The organism is Mycobacterium stomatepiae, assembly GCF_010731715.1.
Lineage (GTDB): Bacteria > Actinomycetota > Actinomycetes > Mycobacteriales > Mycobacteriaceae > Mycobacterium > Mycobacterium stomatepiae.
This window is the reverse complement of sequence record NZ_AP022587.1, coordinates 987,421-1,004,591: the sequence shown is the minus strand read 5'-3', so window position 1 is coordinate 1,004,591 and position 17,171 is coordinate 987,421. Positions and strand designations below refer to the sequence as shown.

Annotated in this window: 16 protein-coding genes; 10 read left to right on the top strand and 6 right to left on the bottom strand. The window is 68.4% G+C overall.

All coding sequences use genetic code 11. From position 1 onward, the window contains the following. The first annotated feature begins 14 nt into the window (after nucleotides 1–14). Complete coding sequence (locus G6N54_RS04905) at nucleotides 15–1,085, top strand: type III polyketide synthase (protein ID WP_163788802.1); 1,071 nt, start codon at nucleotides 15–17, stop codon at nucleotides 1,083–1,085. Here G6N54_RS04905 and G6N54_RS04900 read toward each other — a convergent pair. Further along, entirely contained in the window at nucleotides 1,068–2,366 is a 1,299-nt protein-coding gene (locus tag G6N54_RS04900; protein WP_163788801.1) for a cytochrome P450, read from the bottom strand. The two genes, G6N54_RS04905 and G6N54_RS04900, sit on opposite strands and share 18 nt — an antisense overlap. Before the next feature lie 5 nt (nucleotides 2,367–2,371). Further along, nucleotides 2,372–4,144, bottom strand: coding sequence for an ABC-F family ATP-binding cassette domain-containing protein (locus G6N54_RS04895; RefSeq protein ID WP_163788800.1), 1,773 nt, complete (start codon nucleotides 4,142–4,144; stop codon nucleotides 2,372–2,374). A 49-nt stretch (nucleotides 4,145–4,193) separates the two neighbouring features. Here G6N54_RS04895 and G6N54_RS04890 point away from each other — a divergent pair, with 49 nt between their 5' ends. The 3 genes from G6N54_RS04890 (at nucleotide 4,194) to G6N54_RS04880 (ending at nucleotide 8,901) form a co-directional block, all read left to right on the top strand. After that, nucleotides 4,194–5,609 carry an HNH endonuclease signature motif containing protein gene (locus G6N54_RS04890; RefSeq protein WP_163788799.1) on the top strand — a complete coding sequence of 472 codons (1,416 nt, stop codon included), beginning with the start codon at nucleotides 4,194–4,196 and terminating at the stop codon, nucleotides 5,607–5,609. A 75-nt stretch (nucleotides 5,610–5,684) separates the two neighbouring features. Continuing rightward, nucleotides 5,685–8,681: an acyl-CoA synthetase gene (locus tag G6N54_RS04885; protein ID WP_163788798.1), complete on the top strand. Its 2,997-nt coding sequence runs from the start codon at nucleotides 5,685–5,687 to the stop codon at nucleotides 8,679–8,681. Then, nucleotides 8,674–8,901, top strand: coding sequence for a Trm112 family protein (locus G6N54_RS04880; protein WP_163788797.1), 228 nt, complete (start codon nucleotides 8,674–8,676; stop codon nucleotides 8,899–8,901). Before G6N54_RS04885 ends, G6N54_RS04880 begins: the two co-directional genes overlap by 8 nt. Here G6N54_RS04880 and G6N54_RS04875 read toward each other — a convergent pair. The 4 genes from G6N54_RS04875 to G6N54_RS04860 are packed head-to-tail and all read right to left on the bottom strand — an operon-like array spanning nucleotide 8,867 to nucleotide 12,300. Continuing rightward, complete coding sequence (locus G6N54_RS04875) at nucleotides 8,867–9,490, bottom strand: TetR/AcrR family transcriptional regulator (protein WP_163788796.1); 624 nt, start codon at nucleotides 9,488–9,490, stop codon at nucleotides 8,867–8,869. The two genes, G6N54_RS04880 and G6N54_RS04875, sit on opposite strands and share 35 nt — an antisense overlap. 1 nt (nucleotide 9,491) lies before the next feature. Next, complete coding sequence (locus G6N54_RS04870) at nucleotides 9,492–10,247, bottom strand: ABC transporter permease (protein ID WP_179969169.1); 756 nt, start codon at nucleotides 10,245–10,247, stop codon at nucleotides 9,492–9,494. Next, a complete protein-coding gene (locus G6N54_RS04865) occupies nucleotides 10,244–11,017 on the bottom strand; it encodes an ABC transporter ATP-binding protein (RefSeq protein ID WP_163794520.1) in 774 nt (257 codons plus the stop codon). The genes G6N54_RS04870 and G6N54_RS04865 overlap by 4 nt, the downstream gene beginning before the upstream one ends. 11 nt (nucleotides 11,018–11,028) lie before the next feature. Next, on the bottom strand, nucleotides 11,029–12,300 hold the full coding sequence (locus tag G6N54_RS04860) for an ammonium transporter (protein ID WP_163788794.1): 1,272 nt from the start codon (nucleotides 12,298–12,300) through the stop codon (nucleotides 11,029–11,031). Nucleotides 12,301–12,368: 68 nt separating this feature from the next. Here G6N54_RS04860 and G6N54_RS04855 point away from each other — a divergent pair, with 68 nt between their 5' ends. The 6 genes from G6N54_RS04855 (at nucleotide 12,369) to G6N54_RS04830 (ending at nucleotide 17,162) form a co-directional block, all read left to right on the top strand. Further along, nucleotides 12,369–12,980 (top strand): DNA-3-methyladenine glycosylase, encoded by a 612-nt coding sequence (locus tag G6N54_RS04855; protein ID WP_163788793.1) that lies wholly within the window; start codon nucleotides 12,369–12,371, stop codon nucleotides 12,978–12,980. A gap of 10 nt (nucleotides 12,981–12,990) precedes the next feature. After that, nucleotides 12,991–14,262, top strand: a complete 1,272-nt coding sequence (tyrS, locus tag G6N54_RS04850; protein ID WP_163788792.1) for a tyrosine--tRNA ligase — start codon at nucleotides 12,991–12,993, stop codon at nucleotides 14,260–14,262. A 458-nt stretch (nucleotides 14,263–14,720) separates the two neighbouring features. Next, nucleotides 14,721–15,095 (top strand): DUF732 domain-containing protein, encoded by a 375-nt coding sequence (locus tag G6N54_RS04845; RefSeq protein ID WP_372513261.1) that lies wholly within the window; start codon nucleotides 14,721–14,723, stop codon nucleotides 15,093–15,095. Between the two features lie 35 nt (nucleotides 15,096–15,130). Then, entirely contained in the window at nucleotides 15,131–15,931 is an 801-nt protein-coding gene (locus G6N54_RS04840; RefSeq protein ID WP_163788791.1) for a tetratricopeptide repeat protein, read from the top strand. Continuing rightward, nucleotides 15,928–16,944: an HAD-IIA family hydrolase gene (locus G6N54_RS04835; protein WP_163788790.1), complete on the top strand. Its 1,017-nt coding sequence runs from the start codon at nucleotides 15,928–15,930 to the stop codon at nucleotides 16,942–16,944. The genes G6N54_RS04840 and G6N54_RS04835 overlap by 4 nt, the downstream gene beginning before the upstream one ends. Before the next feature lie 23 nt (nucleotides 16,945–16,967). Beyond that, nucleotides 16,968–17,162 (top strand): hypothetical protein, encoded by a 195-nt coding sequence (locus tag G6N54_RS04830; protein WP_163788789.1) that lies wholly within the window; start codon nucleotides 16,968–16,970, stop codon nucleotides 17,160–17,162. The last annotated feature ends 9 nt before the right edge of the window (nucleotides 17,163–17,171 follow it).

The following is a 17,171-nucleotide window of genomic DNA, read 5'->3' as shown; positions in this document are numbered from 1 at the left end:
AGTAGAGGTCAAGTATGAGCGTCATCGCAGGTGTCTTCGGTGCACTGCCACCGCACCGGTACAGCCAGGGCGAAATTACCGACCAACTCGTCGAGTTCCCGGTTCTGAAGGAACACGAAGCGATCGTCCGGCGTCTGCACGGCGGCGCGAAGGTCAACAGCCGCCACCTCGTGCTTCCTCTCGAGCAGTACCTGTCGCTGACCGACTTCACCGAGACCAACGAAATCTTTATCGAAAAGGCCGTCGACCTCGGCTGCGAGGCGTTGCTGGGGGCGCTGGACGAGGCAGGGCTGCAGCCCCACGACGTCGACATGATCGCCACCACGACCGTCACCGGCGTCGCGGTGCCGTCGTTGGATGCCCGCATCGCCGGGCGGATCGGCCTGCGGCCCGACGTGCGCCGGGTACCGCTGTTCGGACTGGGCTGCGCGGCCGGTGCGGCGGGCGTCGCCTCCCTGCACAACTACCTGCGCGGAGCGCCAGACGGCGTCGCCGTGCTGATCTCCGTCGAGCTGTGCTCACTGACCTTCCCGACGGTCAAGCCGACCGTATCGGGGCTGGTCTCGACCGCGATGTTCGGCGACGGGGCGGCCGCGGTCGTCGCCGTCGGCGATCGTCGCGCCGAACAAGACCGGCAGCTACGGCCCAGCGGCCCCGACATCGTCGATTCCCGCAGCCGCCTCTACCCGGAATCGCTGCACATCATGGCTTGGAATGTCGGCCCCGCCGGCATGCAGCCGGTGTTCTCCCCGGAGCTCGCGACGGTCATCGAATCTCACCTGGCCGACGACGTCGACCGATTCCTTGGCCGACACGGGCTGACCAGGGACGACATCGAAGCGTGGGTGGCCCATCCGGGCGGTCCGAAGGTGATCGATGCCATCGGCAAGAGCCTGCAGCTACCACCGGAAGCCCTCGAGCTGACCTGGCGCTCGCTGGGTGAGATCGCCAACCTGTCGTCGGCGTCGGTGCTGCACGTGCTGCGCGACACCATCGCCAAACCGCCGGCCGCCGGCAGCCCGGGCCTGATCGTCGCGATGGGTCCCGGTTTCTCTTCCGAGCTCGTCCTACTGCGCTGGCACTGAGTCGGCGAGTTCGACGACCAGGCCCGGTGTGGGGCGCAGCGCCGCGAGGTTGGCGGCGCGGATCCGCTGAGCGGGCAGCCGTAACGTCGTTCGGGCCACCAGCCGGGCCAACATGACTGTCATCTCGGTCGTGGCCATCACCGCCCCGATGCACCGGCGCAACCCGCCGCTGAACGGAATGAACTCGTGCGGAGCCGGCTTGCGGTAGCCGGGCGTGTTCGGGTCCCACCTGGCCGGCCGGAACTCGCGTGGGTCCGGCCACACCTCGGGCAGCCGGTGGGTGACGTAGGCGCTGAAGATCAACAATCGGCCGGCGGGAATGCGATGCCCGTCGAATTTGAGTTCGCGCGTCACCCGGCGGGCCGAGATCACGCCGGGGGAGTACGGCCGCAGCGTCTCGTGGACGACGCCGTTGAGGTAGGTCAGCGCATCGAGGTTGTCCGCTTCCGGCGGTTCGTCGCCCAGCACCCGGCGCACTTCGTCGGCCGCGGTGTCCCACGCGCCCGGCAGCGTCAGCAGGGTGTAGATCGCCCACGCCAGTGCACCGCTGGTGGTCTCGTAGCCGGCGGTGATCAGCGAAATGATCGAGTCGCGAATCTCGTTGTCGTTCAATGCATATCCCTCGTCGCCGCGGCCCTCGATCAGCATGGTCATCAAATGGTCGTCGGGTCTGGGCGCGGTGCGGGCGTCGGCGATCAGGGCGTCGACGAAGTCGTTGAGGCGCTCGCGGGCGGCCATCGCTCGTCGCCATCCGCGGGTGTTGATCCGCTGCTGCAGCGCCGCCACCTGCGGCAGCTGGTGGGTCAGATCCAGCAACGGCTGGAGCTGCTCACCGAGGAAGTCGGAGTGCTCGGCCAGGCGGGAGCCGAACAGGCTCTCCGCGGTGCTGCGCCGGACCGCGGCTCGGCACCGCCGGTAGATGTCCAGCCGCTGTCCCGGCCGCCACCCGTCGATGACGGTGTCGATATTGGACACCATGGTCTGCATATAGTCCTGGATCTGCCGGTGCCGCAGCCCGGGGGCAACCACGCTGCGGCGACGGCGGTGGTCGTCGCCGTCGCTGACGATCAGCGCGGTGGGCCCGTCGACGATCGCCAGGCTCTCGAACGTCTGCGCCCAGCTGAACGCGTCGGCATTGGCGAACACGAACTTGTTCGCCTCGGGTCCCAGCAGATACGTGTAGCCGTGCCGGCCGACGCCGGAATTGACCACCGGGCCCCGCAGCCGGTACATCGCGAGCAACCCTTCGCCGGGCAGATAGCGAACCGGTTGCGTCCTCATGGTGACTATTCGACCATTTCCGAGAGCTCCAGCCAGCGGCTTTCCAGCGTGCCGACCTCGTCTTCCAGCGTCCGCAATTCGCCCGTCAGCCGGGTGATGCCGACGTGGTCGGACTGGTCGTGGTCGGCGAGTTCGACGTGCTTGGCCGCGATCCGGTCGGCCAACCGGGCGAGCTGACGATCGACCGACGCCAGCTCCTTCTCGGCCGCGCGACGCTGCGCGCCGGACATCCCCGCGGGCTCGGGAGCGGCCCGCAGCGGTTCCGCGATACTCGGTGACCGGGCGGCCAGCCGCAGGTACTCGTCGACGCCGCCGGGCAGGTGGCGCAGCCGGCCGTCGAGAATCGCGTACTGCTGATCGGTAATCCGCTCCAGCAGATAGCGGTCGTGCGAGACGACGATCAGCGTGCCCGGCCAGGAGTCGAGCAAATCCTCGGTGGCCGTCAGCATGTCGGTGTCGACGTCGTTGGTGGGCTCGTCGAGTAGCAGCACATTCGGCTCGGACAGCAAGGTGAGCATCAGCTGCAGCCGCCGCCGTTGGCCGCCGGACAGCTCGCCGACCCGCGCCGACAGCTGGCCGCGCCCGAACCCGAGCCGCTCCAGCAGTTGGGTCGGGGTGACCTCGCGCCCCTCGACCTGGTAGCCGCCGCGCAGGCCGGCCAGTACGTCGGCGATCCGGTCGGCGGTGAACGGGGTAAGCAGGTCGCCCTGCTGATCGAGCACCGACAACTGAACGGTCTTGCCGCGCTTGACCCGCCCGGTGTCCGGCGCGACAGTGCCCGCGATCAAGCCCAGCAGCGTCGACTTGCCCGCGCCGTTGGCCCCGAGGATGCCGGTGCGTTCGCCCGGGCCGATCCGCCACTCGATGTCGCGCAGTACCGGACGCCCGTCGAAGGAGACCGACACGTCGAGCAGATCGATCACGTCTTTGCCGAGTCGGGCCGTCGCCAGCTTGGCCAGCTCGACGGTGTTGCGCAGCGGCGGAACGTCGGCGATCAGCTGGTTGGCGGCGTCGATGCGGAACTTCGGTTTGGAGGTCCGCGCCGGCGGGCCCCGGCGCAGCCAGGCCAGCTCCTTGCGCATCAGGTTCTGCCGCTTGGACTCCACCGCGGCGGCCTGCCGGTCCCGCTCGACGCGCTGAAGGATATAGGCGGCGTAGCCGCCCTCGAACGGTTCGACGATCCCGTCGTGCACCTCCCATGTCGTGGTGGCGACTTCGTCGAGAAACCAGCGGTCGTGCGTTACCACCAACAGCCCGCCGGTGTTGCGGGCCCAGCGCTGCTGCAGGTGGCCGGCCAGCCAGGTGATCCCCTCGATATCGAGGTGGTTGGTGGGCTCGTCGAGGGCGACGACGTCCCATTCGCCGATCAGCAGCTGGGCCAGCTGCACCCGTCGACGCTGATCCCCGCTGAGCGTGGACGTCGTTGCATCCCAAGCGATGTCGGATACCAATCCGCCGACCACATCGCGGATGCGCGGGTCGCCGGCCCACTGATGCTCGGGCTGGTCGCCGACCAGCGTCCAGCCGACCGTGTGTACCGGATCCAGGGTGTCGGCCTGGCTGAGCGCGCCGACGCGCAATCCGCTGCGCCGGGTGACCCGGCCGGAGTTGGGCCGCAGCTCACCGCTCAGCAAACGCAGCAGGCTCGACTTGCCGTCCCCGTTGCGCCCGACGATGCCGATCCGCGCGCCGTCGTTGACCCCGAGTGAGATCGAGTCGAATACCACTTGAGTCGGGTATTCCAGGTGAACGGCCTCGGCCCCGATCAAGTGCGCCACTGGGACGACGCTAGCAAGGTTGTCGGACCGTCCGCCTACTATCGAAAGTATGTTCGATGCAGAGCGATCGCGGGAGCTGATCGACCGGATGTCTGCTGCCTCGCGATTGGAGGCCAGGGCAGCGGCCGATCGGTTGGATGCGATCGGAGAACTGTTCGAGCTGCGCCGGGCCGAAAACGGCGAGCATCGGGATTGGGCGGTCGACACCTGGGCGGCGGTGGCAGCCGAGGTCGCGGCGGAGTTTCGGATAAGCCTGGCGATGGCCGGCAGCTATCTGCGGTACGCCTTGGCGATGCGGGAGCGGCTACCGGCGGTGGCCGCGGCGTTTCGGGCCGGCGACATCGATTACCGGCTGTTTCAAACGGTCGTATACCGCACCGACTTGATCACGGATGCCGCAATCCTGGCCAAGGTGGATGCGCAGCTGGCGCTGCGGGTGACGCGCTGGCCGTCGATGACCCGCGGACGGTTGGCCGGCCAGATCGACCGCGTCGTTGCTTTCGCGGATGTCGATGCGGTGCGTCGGCACGAGGCGCTCAAGCGTGGTCGCGAGGTATCGATCTGGGAATCGGAGGGCGGCATCGCCGAGGTGCATGGCCGGCTATTCGTCACCGACGCCACGGCGCTGGATAGGCGGCTGGATGCACTTGCCGCCACCGTGTGCCCCGCCGATCCACGCAGCCGAGACCAGCGCCGGGCCGATGCGTTGGGCGTGCTGGCCGGCGGGGGAGATCAGTTGGGCTGCCGGTGCGGCACCGCCGGCTGCGTCGCCGGCGGGAGACGGGCCGGACCGGTGGTCATTCATGTCATCGCCGATCAAGCCGCGGTCGCGGGCAGTGGCGTGGCGCCCGCGTCGTCGCTTGCGGCGGATGGGCTGATTCCGGCGGCGGTGGTGGCCGAGCTGGCGAAGTCGTCGGTGCTACGGCCGTTGCTCGTGCCGATCAGTGGCGAAGCCCAGTACGTTGCGTCGGCCAAGCTTGCCGCCTACGTGCGGGCGCGCGATCTGACCTGCCGGGCGCCGGGATGCGATCGACCCGCCTCGGAAAGCGACCTCGACCACACCATCCCGTACGACGATGGCGGAGCCACCCATCCGTCGAACCTGAAGTGCCTGTGCCGGAAACATCATCTGCTCAAGACGTTCTGGGGCTGGTCCGACGAGCAGCTGCCCAACGGGACGGTGATCTGGACACTGCCCGACGGCCGCAGGCATGTCACCACACCCGGGAGCGCGCTGCTCTTCCCCAACTTGTGCGCACCCACTGGCGAGTTGCCCCGCGGCGACCGGACTCGCATCGATAGCTGTCGGGAGAGATCCGCAATGATGCCGCTGCGCACGAGCACTCGCGCACAGGACCGGGCCACCCGCATCGCCGCCGAGCGCCGAAGCAACCGCCTGGCCCGGCACGCCTACGTGGGCCCGGCCCCACCCGGCCAAAGCGACGATGAGCCGCCACCCTTTTGAGCGAACCGCCTGACCAGAACCGCTGGGCGCGCCGATATGCCATGATGTGTCAGCTGTCGAGAGTGGGGAGCCGCGATGGATCTGAACTTGTCGATGATCACGCGGCCGGTGGAACGACTGGTCGCGACGGCCCAGAACGGCCTGGAGGTCTTACGGCTGGGGGGCCTGGAGACCGGTACCGTTCCATCGCCGTCGCAGATTGTCGAAAGCGTGCCGATGTACAAGCTTCGGCGCTACTTTCCGCCCGACAACCGACCCGGACAGCAACCCGTTGGACCGCCGGTGCTGATGGTGCACCCGATGATGATGTCGGCGGATATGTGGGATGTCACCCGCGAAGACGGCGCGGTCGGCATCCTGCACTCGCACGGGCTGGATTGCTGGGTCATCGACTTCGGTTCCCCCGACAAGGTCGAGGGCGGCATGCGCCGCAACCTGGCCGACCACATCGTCGCGCTCAGTCAGGCCATCGACACGGTGCGGGACGCCACCGGCGCGGACGTCCATCTGGTCGGGTATTCGCAGGGCGGGATGTGGTGCTACCAGGTCGCCGCCTACCGGCGTTCGAAAGCGCTGGCCAGCATCGTGACTTTCGGTTCGCCGGTGGACACCCTGGCCGCCCTGCCGATGGGCATCCCGGCAAACTTCGCCCCGCCCGTCGCCAACTTCATGGCCGATCACGTCTTCAGCCGGCTGGCCATCCCGGGCTGGATGGCGCGGGCCGGCTTCCAGATGCTCGACCCGCTCAAGACCGCCAAGGCCCGGGTCGACTTCGTGCGTCAGCTGCACGACCGCGAGGCGCTGCTGCCCCGTGAACAACAGCGCAGATTCCTCGAACGCGAGGGGTGGATCGCCTGGTCCGGCCCGGCGATCTCCGAGCTGCTCAAGCAGTTCATCGCGCACAACCGGATGATGACCGGCGGTTTCGCGGTCAACGGGCAGATGGTCACGCTCACCGACATCACCTGCCCGGTGCTGGCCTTCGTCGGCGAGGTCGACGACATCGGCCAGCCGGCGTCGGTGCGCGGCATCCGGCGCGCGGCGCCCGACGCCGAGGTCTACGAGGCCCGCATCCGCACCGGCCATTTCGGCCTGGTGGTCGGATCCAAGGCGGCGGAGCAGGGTTGGCCGACCGTCGCCGCGTGGATCGAATGGCTGTCCTCCGGCGGGGACAAGCCGTCGAGCATCGACCTGATGGCCGATCAGCCCGAAGAGCACACCGACAGCGGCGTCGCGCTGAGTTCGCGGATCACCCACGGCCTCGGTGAGGCGTCGGAGGCGGCGTTGGAGCTGGTGCGCGGTGCCACCGGCGCGGTGGTCGCGGCCAACAAATCCATGCGGACCCTGGCCGTGGAGACCGCGCGCACGCTGCCGCGGCTGGCCCGGCTCGGACAGATCAACGACCACACTCGAATCTCGTTGGGCCGCATCATCGCCGAGCAGGCCGGCAGCGCGCCACGCGGTGAATTCTTGCTGTTCGACGGTCGCGTGCACACGTACGAGGCCGTCGATCGGCGCATCAACAACGTCGTTCGGGGCCTGATTCAGGTCGGCGTGCGCCAGGGCGACCGGGTGGGCGTGCTGATGGAGACGCGGCCCAGCGCCCTGGTCGCGATCGCCGCGCTGTCTCGGCTCGGCGCCGTCGCGGTCGTGATGCACCCGGAGGCCGATCTGCCGGCCTCGGTCCGCCTCGGGCGGGTCACCGAGATCCTGACCGACCCCACCAACCTCGAGGCCGCCCGGCAATGGCCGGGCCAGGTGCTGGTGCTCGGTGGTGGTGAGGCACGCAACCTGCACCTGCCCGAGGACGGCTCGGGACTGGCGCAAGTCATCGACATGGAGCAGATCGACCCCGACGCGGTCGAGCTCCCCGCCTGGTATCGGCCCAACCCTGGACTGGCGCGGGATCTGGCGTTCATCGCGTTCAACACGGTCGGCGGCGAGCTGGTGGCCAAGCAGATCACCAACTACCGGTGGGCGGTGTCGGCATTCGGGACCGCCTCGGCGGCCGGCTTGGGGGGCCGCGACACCGTGTACTGCCTGACGCCGCTGCATCACGAGTCCGCGCTGCTGGTCGCCCTGGGCGGCGCGGTCGTCGGCGGAACCCGCATTGCCCTATCACGCGGCCTGCGCGCGGACCGCTTCGTCAGCGAGATACGGCAGTACGGCGTCACCGTGGTGTCCTACACCTGGGCGATGCTGCGCGACGTCGTCGACGATCCGGCCTTTGTGCTGCACGGCAACCATCCGGTTCGGCTGTTCATCGGCTCGGGCATGCCGACCGGATTGTGGGAGCGGGTGGTCGACGCGTTCACGCCGGCGAACGTCGTCGAGTTCTTCGCCACCACGGACGGACAGGCGGTGCTGGCCAACGTGTCCGGTGCCAAGATCGGCAGCAAGGGCCGCCCGCTGCCCGGCGCCGGGCGAATCGAGCTCGGGGCCTACGACACCGAACACGACCTCATCCTGGAAGACGAGCGGGGTTTTGTGCAGGTCGCCGACACCAACCAGGTCGGGGTGTTGCTCGCGGCATCCCGAGGACCGATCGATCCGACCGCCTCGGTCAAGCGCGGGGTCTTCGCGCCCGGCGACACCTGGATCTCCACCGAGAACCTGTTCCGCCGCGACGAGGACGGCGACTACTGGCTGCTGGGCCGCCGCGGCTCGGTCGTGCACACCGAACGCGGGCTGGTCTATTCCGATGCGGTCACCGATGCGCTGGGCCTGATCAACGGCGTGGACCTCGCGGTGACCTACAACGTGCCGTTCGGCAACCACGAGGTAGCGGTCTCCGCGGTGACGCTGCTGCCCGGGGCCAGCATCACGGCGGCCGACCTCACCGACGCGTTCGCCGACATGCCCGTCGGGCTCGGGCCCGACATCGTGCACGTGGTGCCGGAGATGGCGCTCAGCGCCACCTATCGTCCGACGGTTAGCGCGCTGCGGGCGGCCGGAATTCCCAAATCCGGCCGGCACGCCTGGTATTTCGACACCGCCAGCGAGCACTACCGCAAGCTGACGCCGGCGGTTCGGGCCGAGCTCAGCGCTACCTACAAGGGCACCGATGGTTGACGACACGCTGCTGAGCATTCTCGTCTGCCCGCAGGACCGCGGCCCGCTGCTGCTGGTGTCCCAAGAAGACGGCGACGAACTGCTGTACAACCCGCGACTGCGCCGCGCCTACCGCATCGAGGAGGGGATTCCGGTGCTGCTGATCGACGAGGCGCGCGATGTCGACGACGACGAGCACGCTCGTCTCATGGAACGAGGCCGTCCGGCAACTCCCCGGTGAGGTAGCGCTGCAGGTTCGGTGCGATGGTCGCCGCGACCTGCTCGGGCGGCAGCGACGCGAACGGCTCCAGCTGCAGGATGTAGCGAGCCATCACCACGCCCACCATCTGCGACGCGACGAATTGAATGCGGATGATCCCGGTGCCCGGCGGGTTGTCGACGCGGGTCCCGACCTCCACCGCGATCACCTCTTGGATGAAAGACCGGAACAGGTTGACCTCGGACCCGGCCACGATGGACCGTAGCGCGGCGATGAACCCGGTGCCCAGTTCGGAATCCCACAGCGGCAACAACATTGACGGCAGTTTGTAGCCGATCTCCTCGACGGGGATTTCGCGCAGCGGGCCGATGATGTCCATCGGGTCGATCGGGATGCGCACCGCCGCGGCGAACAGCTTCTCCTTGGTGCCGAAATAGTGATGCACCAACGCCGAGTCGACGCCGGCCGCGGTCGCCACGGCGCGAATCGACGTGTGACCAATTCCATTGCGGGCGAACAGCTCTCGCGCACAAGTCAAGATACGCTCGCGCGTGTCGGAGTTTCCGGCGGGCCGGCCCGGCCGCCGGCGCTCGGCGTTGGCGGCCGTCACGTTATGGCGTCCGGCGCCGCAATGTCGCCGCGGCCAGGCACAGCGCGGCGAACGCGGAACCCGCCACGACGACGATGTCGCGCACCGCGGTCCCGGTCAGCTCGGTATGCGAACTCACCTGTTGCAGAGCCTCCAGCGCGTAGCTGGCCGGCAGCACGTTGCTGATCCATTGCAACCAGTCTGGCATCAGCGCGCGAGGGACGATGACGCCGGCCAGCAGCAGCTGCGGCACCATCACCAGCGGGATGAATTGCACGGCCTGAAACTCGGTGCGGGCGAACGCACTACACAGCAGACCCAGACCGACACCGAGCACGGCGTTGACGATCGCGATCACGAACACCCAGTACCAGGCGCCCGCCGTGTCAAAGCCGAGGAACCAGAACGACACTGCACACGCCACCGTCGCCTGCGCCGCCGCGGCGATCGAGAAAGCGGTGCCGTAGGCGATCAGCAGGTCGAGCCGGCGCAGGGGAGTGGCCAGGATGCGCTCCAGCGTCCCCGAGGCCCGTTCCCGTTGCATGGTGATCGCCGTGATGATGAACATCACGAACAGCGGGAATAGGCCCAGCAGAATCAAGCAGGCATTGTTGAACGGCGACGGTGTTCCGGGTAGGTGCCGCGCATTGTGAAACATGAAGTACATCAACGTGATAACCAGAACCGGCACCACGAGGATCATCGCGACACTGCGGTGATCGGCGGCCAGCTGGCGCAGAATCCGCGTCGTGGTGGCGGTGTAGCCCCGCAGGCTCATCCTGCTTTGGGGCCGGCTGGCTGCATGGTGCGCTTGATGATGGACAGAAACGCGTCCTCCAGTGACGTGCATCCGGTGTCCTTTCGTAGCTGGGTCGGCGTGGTGTGGGCGACCAGGTTCCCGTCGCGCATCAGCAGCAGGTCTCCGCAGTGCTCGGCTTCGTCCATCACGTGGCTCGAAACCAGCAGCGTGGTTCCCGCGCGGGCGAGGTCGTTGAACTGCTCCCAGAGGTCGGCCCGCAGCACCGGGTCCAGCCCGACCGTGGGTTCGTCGAGCACCAGCAGTTCCGGCTGGCAGACCAGGGCGCACGCCAGTGACACCCTGGTGCGCTGGCCGCCGGACAGGTTAGCGGCCAGCTCGGTCCGGTGATCGGCCAGCCCGACCCGCTCGATCGCGTCGTCGGCGGCCTGGCCGTCGAAGCCGTACAGCGAAGCGAAGTAGCGAACGTTGTCGACGATCCGCAGGTCGTTGTAGATGGTCGGGTCTTGCGGCAGGTAGCCGACGCGACGGCGCAGGTCGGGGGAGCCGGCGGGTCGACCGAGCACAGTCACCGTTCCAGACGTGACGATCTGGGTGCCGACGATGCAACGGATCAGCGTGGTCTTGCCGCAGCCGGACGGGCCTAGCAGGCCGGTGATGCTGCCTTTGGCGACCTGCACCGAGAAGTCTTGCAGCGCGGGGCGTTTGCCCCGGATGACCCGCAGATGTTCGATGTTTACAGCCGCGGGCGGATATTCATCATGAGATGAATATCCGCCCGCGGCGCGGATGTGTCAAGGGGTTAGGGCGTCGGGGAGCCGGGGCGGCGCAGGGGCAGGTGGCCGTGCACGCCCTCGGCGTAGGCCGTTTCGGCGTGCTGCGTGAAGTCGACGCCGGTGGTTTCGTCCTCGGGGCTGAGCCGGAAACCGATCACCCGCTCGATCACCTTCGCCAGCACGAACGTCACCGCGAACGCGTACGCCGCGACGACGACGATCGCGAAGGACTGCTTGCCGAGCTGGCCGAAGCCGCCCCCAAAGAAAAGACCCCGCGGGCCCGACGTCATGACGGCCGTGGCGAGCAGTCCGATCAGGAAGACCCCGACCACCCCGCCGACGAAGTGCACGCCGACGACGTCGAGCGAATCGTCATAGTTGAAGCGCAATTTCGCGGTCACCGCGAACGCGCACACGACACCCGCGGCAAGGCCGACCGCGGCCGCGCCGAGCGTATTGACGGTCCCGCACGACGGCGTGATCGCGACGAGGCCCGCGACCACTCCGGATGCCGCCCCGAACGTCGTCGGCGTGCCGTCGCGGAGCTGCTCGACCGTCAGCCAGCCCAGCATGCCCAGGCAGCCCGCCACCAGCGTGTTGAGGAAGATGGCCGCGGCAGTTCCGTTGGCCGCCAAGGCCGAACCGGCGTTGAACCCGAACCAGCCGAACCACAGCAGCCCGACCCCGACGAAGAGCAGCGGCAGATTGTGCGGGCGCATCGCGTCTTTCTTGAAGCCGATGCGGGGCCCGAGCACCAGCGCCAGGGCCAGCGCCGAGGAACCGGAGACGATCTCGACGACCAGGCCGCCGGCGTAGTCGAGCACGCCGAGCTTGGCCAGCCAGCCGCCGGGCCCCCACACCCAATGCGCGACAACCGAATACACGACGATCGCCCAGACCGGAACGAACACGACCCAGGCGGCGAAGCGGGCCCGGTCGGCGATCGCGCCGCTGACCAGCGCCGCGGTGATGATCGCAAAGGTCAATTGGAAGGTGGCATAGAGCAGTTCGGGGACAGTGCCGTGCACGGTGTCCGGCGTGATGCCGAGCATCCCGACGTGGCTGAGGTTGCCGATGAACCCGCCCGCCCCGTCGTCGGAGAAGGCGAGCGTGTAGCCGACCAGCAGCCACGCCACCGTGACGAGCGGGATCGAGACGAAGCTCATCATGATCATGTTGAGCACCCCGGTGGTGCGGACCATGCCGCCATAGAAGATCGCCAGGCCGGGGGTCATCAGCAGGACCAGTGCGGTACTGGCCAGCAGCCACGCGGTGGCGGCGGGGTCGATTGCATGCATTTTCTGGGCTCCTTTGCCTCACGGCAACCGGGAGTTTGCCATGTTCGGGCTCTCGGTAGGTTCGGTGGGTGGGTGCAGGCGAGCTGGTAGTCGACCCGGTCGCGGCTGCGCACCGGCTACTCGGGGCGACTCTCACCGCACGGGACGTGCGCGCGATCGTCGTCGAGGTGGAGGCCTACGGAGGGGTTCCCGACGGACCCTGGCCGGACGCGGCGGCGCACTCCTACCGGGGTCGCAGCGGCCGCAATGGCGTGATGTTCGGGCCCCCGGGCCGGCTGTACACCTACCTCAGCCACGGCATCCACACCTGCGCCAACGTCTCGTGCGGACCCGACGGTACGGCGGCCGCGGTGCTGCTGCGCGCCGCGGTGATCGAGGACGGCGCCGATATTGCCCAGGCCCGTCGCGGTCCCGCCATCCGCACCGCCGCATTGGCCCGTGGTCCCGCAAATCTCTGCTCGGCGCTCGGAATCACAATGTCCGACAACGGGATTGACCTGTTCGATCCGAACAGCCCGGTGACGCTGACGTTGAATGCGGTCGACGGCGCGGTCGCCGGCCCCCGGGTGGGCGTCAGCCAGGCCGCCGACCGGCCGTGGCGACTGTGGCTTGCCGGTCGGCCTGAGGTATCGGCGTATCGGCGAAGTCCGCGAGCACCCGCCCCCGGCGCCAGCGACTAGCCTCTTGCCCATGATCCTCGACGAGCTGGGCTGGCGTGGACTGATCGCCCAGTCCACCGACCTCGACGCCCTGGCCGCCGAAGTGCAGCGCGGGCCGCTGACGGTGTACGCCGGCTTCGACCCCACCGCGCCGAGCCTGCATGCGGGGCATCTGGTGCCGCTGCTGGCGCTGCGGCGCTTTCAGCGGGCCGGGCACCGTCCGATCGTGCTCGCCGGCGGCGCCACCGGCATGATCGGGGACCCGCGCGAGGTCGGCGAGCGCAGCCTGCACGAGGCCAACACGGTCGCCGAGTGGACCGAACGGATTCGCGGACAGCTGGAACGCTTCGTCGACTTCTCGGATTCTGGGGACTCACCCACCGGCGCGATCGTCGCCAACAATCTCGACTGGACGGGCCCGATGTCGGCGATCGAGTTCCTGCGGGATCTCGGTAAGCACTTCTCGGTCAACGTCATGCTGGATCGCGACACCATCCGGCGCCGGCTGGACGGAGACGGGATCTCCTACACCGAGTTCAGCTACATGCTTCTGCAGGCCAACGACTACGTCGAGCTGCACCAGCGGCACGGCTGCGCGCTGCAGATCGGCGGCTCGGATCAATGGGGCAACATCATCGCCGGGGTCCGGCTGGTGCGTCAGAAGCTGGGCGCGACCGTGCACGCGCTGACGGTCCCGCTGGTGACGGCGGCCGACGGCACCAAATTCGGCAAATCCACCGGTGGCGGCAACCTGTGGCTGGACCCGCAGCTGACCAGCCCGTATGCCTGGTACCAATACTTCGTCAACACCGCCGACGCCGACGTGATCCGCTACCTGAGGTGGTTCACCTTCTTGTCCGCCGACGAGCTGGCCGAACTGGAACAGGCCACCGCCGAGCGTCCGCAACAACGCGCCGCCCAGCGCCGCCTGGCCACCGAACTCACCGTCCTGGTGCACGGCGAGGAAGCCACCGCGGCCGTCGAGCACGCCAGCAAGGCCCTGTTCGGCCAGGGCGAGCTGGATCGTCTGGACGAGGCGACGCTCGCGGCCGCGTTGCGCGAGGCCTCGGTCGCCGAGCTCAAACCCGGTGGCCCGGACGGGATTGTCGACCTGTTGGTGGCCAGCGGACTGTCGGCCAGCAAGGGCGCCGCGCGACGCACGATCGGCGAGGGCGGTGTCTCGGTCAACAACATTCGGGTCGAGAGCGAGGAATGGTCCCCGCGGGATGCGGATTTCCTCTACGGCAAGTGGCTGGTGCTGCGGCGTGGCAAGCGCAACATCGCCGGCATAGAGAAGGTCTAGAGAAGTTCTATTCAGCGGGGACCTCGCCAAATCGGAGGGGAAGCCGATATTAGAGGAGGGGAGCCTCGTTGTTGGAAGGAGCGACGAGATCCCCGCTGTGACAACTAGTTTTCCCGGATTCCCGGCTCGCCGGTATCCCACAACCGGTTGAATTACGGGTGGACATTCGTTGTCCCCCATTCGGGGGACAACGCCGAGTGGCGTGGCGACGTCAAGAAAACGAAAACGGCTATGCGACAACAGGATTGACTTCTTAGAACCGCCCGGCCGCCCCGGTGGGCCGTCGGGAGCGGAACATAGTGCATGCGAGGTTGTCAAGAAGGTCGGAGCAAAACGCGGTGGTGTCCAAACCTTTACCTGGCCGTGCCCTGAACGTGACACGCGTTGGCCGCTGTAGTCACAGTGATTTTGCGCAGCCACCGAACCATCGACGAGAGCGAGAGATGACGGCGCAATCAATGGCGTACCACTGGACCTTACGGGTCGGCGCACAGGCGAGGGCCTTCGGGTTCATGGGGCTGACGACGGCTTTGGTTGGCGCGGCCGCGACGATGGCGGCCCCCATCCGGGCCGACATGGCGGGCAACACCTTCCTGTCTGCCCTGACCAACGCCGGTATTGCCGTCACTCAGCCGTCCACCGCGCTGGCCCAGGGCCAATCGGTGTGCCCGATGCTCATCCGGCCGGGCGGGTCGTTCGACTCGGTCGTCTCGGACGTGGCCACCGGCAGCGGGATGACCGAGAAAAATGCCGGCATCTTCACGATCATCGCGATCGGCACGTTCTGTCCCGCGATGATCGCGCCGTTGATTCCGGACCGGTTCAAGGCGTAGCGAGACCGCCACTCGGGTGCCCGTATTCTTTCGGAGTGGGCGACGACAGGCAGCGTCATAACGGAGAGCGGCGGCCGCGCTCGGCGTCCAAATGGTCGGGACCGGGCCGGGCGCGCTCAGCTCAGCCACAGAGCTCGACCGGCGGTGATCGCCCCGCGGACAACGGGCCCCCAATCCCGCCCGATGTGGACGCCAAACAGCTGGCTCCCGAGATCCGCGGCGAACTGAGCACCTTGGACCGCGCGACCGCCGAGGCGGTGGCGCGCCACCTGGTCGCCGCGGGTGAGCTGATGGACGAAGACCCCGAAGCCGCCCTTAACCACGCCCGTGCCGCGCGCGCGAGGTCCAGCAGGATCGCCGCCATTCGCGAAGCCGTCGGAATCGCCGCCTACCGCTACGGCGATTGGGCCCAGGCGCTGTCCGAATTGCGCGCCGCCCGCCGGATGGGCAGCAGGTCCCCGCTGCTGCCGTTGATCGCGGATTGCGAACGCGGCCTTGGCCGCCCGGAGCGGGCGATCGAACTGGCACGCGGCGAGGAGGCGGCCCAGCTCAGCGGCGACGCCGCCGACGAGCTGCGCATCGTGGCCGCCGGCGCCCGCTCCGACCTCGGGCAGCTCGAGCAGGCGCTGACCCTGTTGTCCACGCCGCAACTGGACCCGACGCGCAGCGGCTCGATGGCCGCCCGGTTGTTCTACGCCTACGCCGACACCCTGCTGGCGCTCGGCCGCAACGACGAAGCGCTGCAATGGTTTTTGCACTCCGCGGCCGCCGACATCGACGGCATCACCGACGCCGAGGACCGGGTCGGCGAACTGGGTTCGGAAGACGACGCGTGAAAGGCATTGCGCGGGAATACGATTGCCTGCTCATCGATCTGGATGGCACGGTGTTCCGGGGCCGCCAGGCCACTGATGGCGCGGTGCAGACGCTCGACGAAGTAAGCAGCCGCAAGCTATTCGTCACCAACAACGCCTCCCGCAGCGCCGACGAAGTCGCGACCCACCTGCGCGATCTCGGCTTCACCGCCACCGGCGACGACGTCGTCACCAGCGCCCAAAGCGCCGCGCACCTGCTATCCGGTGAACTACCGCCGAATTCACCCGTGCTGATCGTCGGCACCGACTCGCTGGCCAACGAAATCTCCGCCGTCGGATTGCGTCCGGTGCGCCGCTCCGAGGACAACCCCGTCGCGGTCGTCCAGGGCCTCTCGATGACGATCGGTTGGCCCGATCTCGCCGAGGCCGCACTGGCCATCCGGGCCGGTGCGCTGTGGGTGGCGGCCAACGTCGACCCCACGCTGCCCACCGAGCAGGGTCTGCTGCCGGGCAACGGATCCCTGGTGGCCGCGCTGCGGGCCGCGACCGGCGCCGAACCCAAGGTGGCCGGAAAGCCCGCTCCGACACTGCTCAACGACGCGGTCGCGCGCGGCGAATACCGTGCGCCGCTGGTGATCGGCGATCGCCTCGACACCGACATCGAGGGCGCCAACGCCGCGAAGTTTCCCAGCCTGATGGTGCTGACCGGGGTCAGCAGCGCGCGGGACGCGGTGTACGCCATACCCGCGCAGCGGCCCACCTACATCGGCCACGACCTGCGCGCGCTGCACCAGGACAGCGACGCACTCGCGGTCCGGCCGCAGCCCGGCTGGGCGATCGACGTCGAAGACGACGCCGTCACGGTCCGCGGCAACGGCGCCGTCGATGCAGACGGGGATGGGTTGTCGATCGTGCGCGCGGTCGCCAGCGCGGTGTGGGCCGCCGACTTCGACGGGCAGCCGGCGCGCATCCGCGCCGCCGACGACCGGGCCCGCGACGCGCTCGAGCGCTGGTCTCTCGTGCATGCCGAATAGCGGATGGCTACCGTAGAACCGCAATGAATATCGATCCTGCACAGATTCGCGCCGACATCGACAACCTGTTGGCGCAGTTGCCCGACCTGGCCGATCCGGAGAACCCGGAAACCGGGTCCCGGAAATTCGAGCTGGCCGAGCTCGAAGACATCGCACGCCGGCTTTCCGAAGCGCATGACGTCCTGCTGGCCGCGCTGGAGTCGGCGGAGAAGGGCTGAGGTGCCGGC